General features: G+C 53.0%; 5 protein-coding genes and 2 pseudogenes. All 7 read right to left on the bottom strand.

The features are described from left to right. Positions 1-730 (bottom strand): annotated as a pseudogene (locus LKD36_RS17235) (hypothetical protein); the annotation flags it as partial. A gap of 426 nt (positions 731-1,156) precedes the next feature. Further along, the gene (locus tag LKD36_RS17230; protein ID WP_177592980.1) at positions 1,157-2,383 is read right to left on the bottom strand and encodes a plasmid recombination protein; all 1,227 of its coding nucleotides are present in this window, start codon (positions 2,381-2,383) and stop codon (positions 1,157-1,159) included. Positions 2,384-2,663: 280 nt separating this feature from the next. After that, a complete protein-coding gene (locus LKD36_RS17225) occupies positions 2,664-3,017 on the bottom strand; it encodes a helix-turn-helix transcriptional regulator (protein ID WP_117515911.1) in 354 nt (117 codons plus the stop codon). An 83-nt stretch (positions 3,018-3,100) separates the two neighbouring features. Then, positions 3,101-3,616, bottom strand: a complete 516-nt coding sequence (locus tag LKD36_RS17220) for a hypothetical protein (protein WP_117515913.1) — start codon at positions 3,614-3,616, stop codon at positions 3,101-3,103. A gap of 263 nt (positions 3,617-3,879) precedes the next feature. Further along, positions 3,880-4,152 (bottom strand): type II toxin-antitoxin system YafQ family toxin, encoded by a 273-nt coding sequence (locus LKD36_RS17215; protein WP_066859802.1) that lies wholly within the window; start codon positions 4,150-4,152, stop codon positions 3,880-3,882. Further along, a complete protein-coding gene (locus LKD36_RS17210) occupies positions 4,145-4,426 on the bottom strand; it encodes a type II toxin-antitoxin system RelB/DinJ family antitoxin (protein WP_087295645.1) in 282 nt (93 codons plus the stop codon). Before LKD36_RS17210 ends, LKD36_RS17215 begins: the two co-directional genes overlap by 8 nt. A gap of 245 nt (positions 4,427-4,671) precedes the next feature. Further along, positions 4,672-5,548 (bottom strand): annotated as a pseudogene (locus LKD36_RS17205) (hypothetical protein); the annotation flags it as partial.

Below are 5,548 nucleotides of genomic sequence, written 5' to 3'. Positions count from 1 at the left end.
GCCACGCCAGCTCCACCGGCCCGCCGAGCCGGAACGCCCTCACAGGATACTCACGCCCCAGCTTCGAGCCGGAGCCGACCACCCGAAAGCCCTGCAAAATCCCCTGCATTTGCGGCTCCTTGATAGTGGAGGTAAACTTATTCCAAATCTGCCGGGTAAGGGAATATTTCAGCTCTTTCAAGCATTTCTGGTTGTACGGGTACATAGGCACCGGCTCTTTCAGCACATAATACAGGTGAAGCCCTGTCCCGCTGTTTACAACAAAGGTTGCCTGGGGCAAAATATCCTTATTCATCTGGTGCAGCGTGTCCCGGAGCTGAGGCATACCCACCCCGTCCAGGTCAAAGACCAGAGCATAGAGATACCGGGCATTTTTGCCACACCGCCGCCGCCCAAAATAAGAAATCGGGGACATAATCGTAAAATCGGTGTCTTGCAGCTCCCGCAGCTCGTCCAGCTCGTCAGTGATGGTACAGCGTTTCGCTTTACCGTCCCCCTCGATCTGCAAGGCAATCCCCGTTGCCTTGTCAACCTCACCTTTCGGCACCGTCACCGCAATTCCATTTCCCTTCCTGTCCTCAAAATGACCCTTCCTCTCGAAAGATCCTTCCGGGAAGATCTCACGATAAAACTCATACGGCTCCACCGGCTCCAAAAACTTCTCTAAATGCTCGTTCTTTTCCCTGTAAAGTTCCCGCAGCCGTTCCAGAGCTTCTTGCTGATCCGCCATTCCTTACACCTCTTTTCGTACATTCTGCAAACCCACAGGGGGAAAAGGGGGAGCCAAAGAGCGGCCCCAAAGGGGCCTTAAAGAGAAAGTCACCTCCCCCTTTTCCCCCTCGCTCTGGGGCATGGAAATGATGGAAAACCTTTCAGGTTTACCACATTCCCACACCCCGCCGCTCACCCCCATAACCCCCTCCGACTTTCTCCCTGTCCGAGAGAGAATATTTTATTATTTTTCTCCCTGGCCTAAAGGCCATAGGGGGGCATATATTATCAATATATTTTATTCCCTATTTTACAACCCACTAACTCCCTGCCATCTCCCATACCCCATAGGGGGGCATATATTATCAATATATTTTATTCCCTATTTTTACTGTTATTATAGCCTGTCCGGGCGGCTCTTGCAAGGCCCCCTGACAGGCTTCTTTTACAGCTCCATACCACCCCAGGTATGGCCCCGTTCCTGCTCTCTTTCCGGCTGCTGCACCTCTGGCACAGGTAGTAGCTCACGCGCCTTTTCGACCAGGGGCCGGAACTGCTCTGGCAAGTGCCGATCCAGGAAATCCAGCACCGCCCCGATCCCTTCCTGAAGCCGCGCCGAAAACCCGCGCTCCCGGCTCAAATCTTCTTCCAGGTATTCCACCTGCACTTTGAGCTGCCGGTTTTCATTTTCAAGCCGCTGCCGCTCCTGGGCCTCCTTCAGCTTTTCTTTCGTCGAGGGGATTTTCTGCTGAAGCTGTTGGTTTTCTACCTTCAGCTCCCGCACCTTCTGCTCTGCCGCCGCGCCCCGGATCACCGCCGCCTTCAGCTCCTTCACCTGCTCCACCGTCACGCCCTTGACGGCCCCTGTCAGCGTCTTTTCCGGCTGTATTGCGTCCAGATCGGGCTTGACCTTCTCAACCGCTTTCAGCAGCTTCACATTCCCTTGCAGGGCCTTTCTCTGCTTTTCCAGGGCCGCGATCTCCTGCTCTGCCGCTGTCACCTGTTCCTGGATAGCTTCAAGCCGTTGGGCCGCTGCTCTGTACTCTGGCAGCTCCATATGAGGCCGACCACCGCCTAAGCTGATAATCTCAAACTCGTGCGCCTGGGCGATTTCCGTTAGGGCTTCTTTCTCCCGTTCCATCCAGGCTTTCCATTCCGTCTGCTTCCGGCCCATCCCTTCAAATCCCTGCTGCTTTAACGCTTGTTTCATTGATACCCGCGTCGAAAGGCCCCGGCTCTGCTCCGTTGCCACCGGCACGAAGTCCACATGGAGGTGGGGCGTGGCCTCGTCCATGTGCAGCACCATATTGAACACCCGCAGATGAGGATTGCGCTCCTGGAAGGACTCTGCAAACTCTTTGAGAGCTGCCGCCGCCCGTTCCCCTCCAGGGGAGCCGCACCCGCAGTCTATCAAGTTGCCGATCTGGAAGATAGCCTCATGAAATAGCTTTTCCTGCTTGCTCTGCCGGATATGCTCATAGTAGTCTGGTATCTTGTCCCTGGTCTTTTTCTTTTTGGCATTGTAGGCAGCCAGGGCTTCATCGAAAAGTTCGTGGTACACCTTTTTCAAATCCTCGTTGCAAAAGGTGACATTCTGCCCCGACCTGCTCCGGTCTACATTCGCCGCTGAAAAGCTCCTGTTGTTGTGCCGGATGCTTCCCCGGCCCGTCATTCCCGAAATGGTTGTACCTATAAAATCACCCGTCCCTTTCCTGCAAAAAGCCCATATCTTACTATTCCTATTTTACCATAACTGGCCGCAGGCCACAACCTCTTTGTTACTTTCTTGTGAGAAAGTAACGCAAAAGCACTTTCACACCGCCGCCCCTTTGGGGCTGGCAGTATGAAAGTGCTTTTGCGCGCTCCCGCGGGGGATTGCCGGAGCTGCCAACCGCTACGGTTTCCCGCTGCTTTCGGGCGGCTCCGGCTGGGGCTTCGGCCACACTGTCAAATTACTGCTTTATGTTCTGCAAAATTTCCTCAACCGTCGTTCTGTACAACTTTGCCAGCGCAATCAAATTAGAGGTACTCGGATCACATTCTCCGCTTTCCCACTTAGATACTGCTTGCCGACTAACCCCTATTGTTTCTGCTACAAATTCTTGGGTCATCTTATTTTTAGTCCGCAAGTCTTTCAATACTTCACCTAAATTTTGCTTAAGGACGCTCTTTTCAGCTCTTACATCTTTAGACCTAATATATTTCTTCAAAGCTCGAATAATTAAGATAACCAGATAGATAAATAGCCCGAAAAGACCTGCATAGATGATCAAAGAAATAACCAGCATTGGTGCCGCTATACTCATATTTGTTCCTCCTTTCTGATCATCATTTTAGCAATAACTTCTTGGTTGCTACCATCAATTATTGAGCAACTTTAAGTTGCTTTCTACTTTCCAAACAGTTTACTAAACCACCCGCGCTTTTGCTCCGGCTCCTGGCCCTGCTGATCCGCTCCGGCCTCCCCGGTAAGAAGCTGCTGCTGGATTGTCCCCGCGTGAAGGGCCTGGGCCGCCGCTGCTGTCTGCTGGGCGGCAAGCAGCGCCGCGCTGACCTCTGCCAGCCTTGCGTTTAGTTCCTCAATCTGCCGGTCTTTCACTTCAAGCTGCCCCTGCAGCGTGTCGATGGTGGCCTGCAAAACTGCTACCACTCCGGCCTCTTGCGACTGCTCCGGCACCGCTCCAATGGAGCGCTCCGTATGCGTATCCGTATGCGCTCCATTGGAGCGGTCATCTTTCAAAAAATCTTGTTTTATCAGGGTTTCAGCCTGCTCCGATAGATACAATACCCCCTGCTCCGTATGCGTATACGGAGCGCAAACCGTATGCAGCTTGCCTTTGTATCGCTTATAGACCGCCTGCTTTGATACCCCTATCTCGTCGGCTATCTGCCGTATCGTTTTCATACTTTCACGAACAGGCCCACAGGACACACACCCTTAAACCCAGGCGTAGATATGTACCAGCAAGCAGGGCCTGTCGGCTCCCAGGCTACTTCAAGGGTAATCTCGTGCCAGCCATCTGGAAACAGAGCTGTAAATCCCTCTCCTGCGTGTATGCCGCGCCCTTCCAAGAGCAGACGAGGGTGCGGATCATCGTCTGCCGGATCGGGAAGCTGTATCTGCGCGATCCTCTCTTTAGCCCAGCTCATAGACCTTTCCTCCTTCCCCTAAAATAAGTCGCTATGCGATCCCGTCCGGGTAAGATATAAAATCAGCTCGTCCCCGTCCACTTCGTAGATCAGCAACCAATCCGGCGTAATGTGGCACTCACGACACCCCGCATAGTCCCCGGAAAGCTGGTGATCCCTGTTCTTCTCCGGCAACGGCTCCCCCGCAGCCAGCTTTTTAATAATATCGGTCAGCAAAGAAATATCAAAGCCGCGCTTTTTCACACGCTTCAAATCCTTCTGAAACTTTGTGGTTGGTCTTATGTTATACATCGGCAAGCAGCTCCTCCATCATCTGATCGACATTGGAATAGGTCTTGCCGAGGCTCGGATCGGCCTTCATTCTCTTTACTTCCTGGATTGCTTCGACGGTTTCTGCGTTCGGCACATCGCCGCTGATTTCAAAGGGTATTCTATACTCTCTCACCGCCTTACGAGCAAAAACATTGAACGCCGTTGTCATCGTCATTCCCATATCAGCACAGAACGCCTCAAACTGCCGCTTCAAATCTGCGTCCATACGAATGTTAATATTTGTATTCGCCATAGATAGCAACTCCTTTCACTCTTATTATATACATTGTATAATTTTTTATTTACAATGTCAATACATTTTCCTGCCCGTTTCCCCAAGCCCTGGCTCTTAAACTTCTGCCCTGGTATGTACGCATTTAGGTGGCAAAAAAGCCTTGATTTATGCGGCTTTCCGGGCGCGGTAGAGAGGGGGCCGGTATATTTACCCTCGGAGGGCTGAAAACGGCTTCTAAAGCGTAACAGGGGCCTTTCTGGGCCTTATTCCTGGCCTCCATTGTGCAGCGCGTCCAGGAGCCAATCGCTTAACTCCTGGGAAGGGGACACCTGCACTGTTATATGCCCATTTTCAAAGCATACCGCTGGCGGCGGGCAATCCCACCACTTACGGACGGTTTTCGGATCAAGGCCAGTTTCCCGGTGACAGTCAGCCTTGCGCCCCTCCGGGTACTGCTGCCGCCATTCATAAACCCGCACCTGAGCCGTTCCGCTGCCTTTAGGCCGCCCGTTCCCTTCTCTCCAATCCTTTTTCCCTTGCTGTTTCGCTTTAATATCCCGAATAGCTCTTGCAATTTCAAGATGATCTGCTTGTCTTTGAAAATTACGCTTATTGACAGGCATAGTCAGGCCGGAGAGCTTCGCTATATCGTCCCTGGGGAATGTCACATAGTCCTCATTGAACATTTCCAGAGCGCACACCACATCATCTTTTGTAAAGCGGTTTATATCCTCCACGCTCATATCATCGTAGGGCCGGAGCAGCGCGAAAGCGTCCCGGCGCAGCTCGTCCTCGTCTATCCCGCATTTTTTCGCATAAATCGCCAGCGTCATAATGCCATAGAAACGATGGCCCACCCGGATTTCATCGGCGATCCGGTGCAGCCACCAGTCGTAAAGGTCACGCTTAACCGTCCATCGGCCCCGCCGCTCCTTCTTGACGATCCGCCGCTCATACCAATCCGGGTACTTCTCTTTCGCCTCGGCCAGCGACAGGCGGCTCTTTCTCATAAGCCCCTCAAGCCGCTGCTGTTCCCCGTTGCTGTCCGGGATATAATCAAGCAGCCACGCCAGCTCCACCGGCCCGCCGAGCCGGAACGCCCTCACAGGATACTCACGCCCCAGCTTCGAGCCGGAGCCG

This window comes from Hominiventricola filiformis, from assembly GCF_020686965.1.
Lineage (GTDB): Bacteria > Bacillota > Clostridia > Lachnospirales > Lachnospiraceae > Hominiventricola > Hominiventricola filiformis.
Note: the sequence above shows the minus strand (reverse complement) of the source record. Positions and strands in the feature narration are given on the sequence as shown.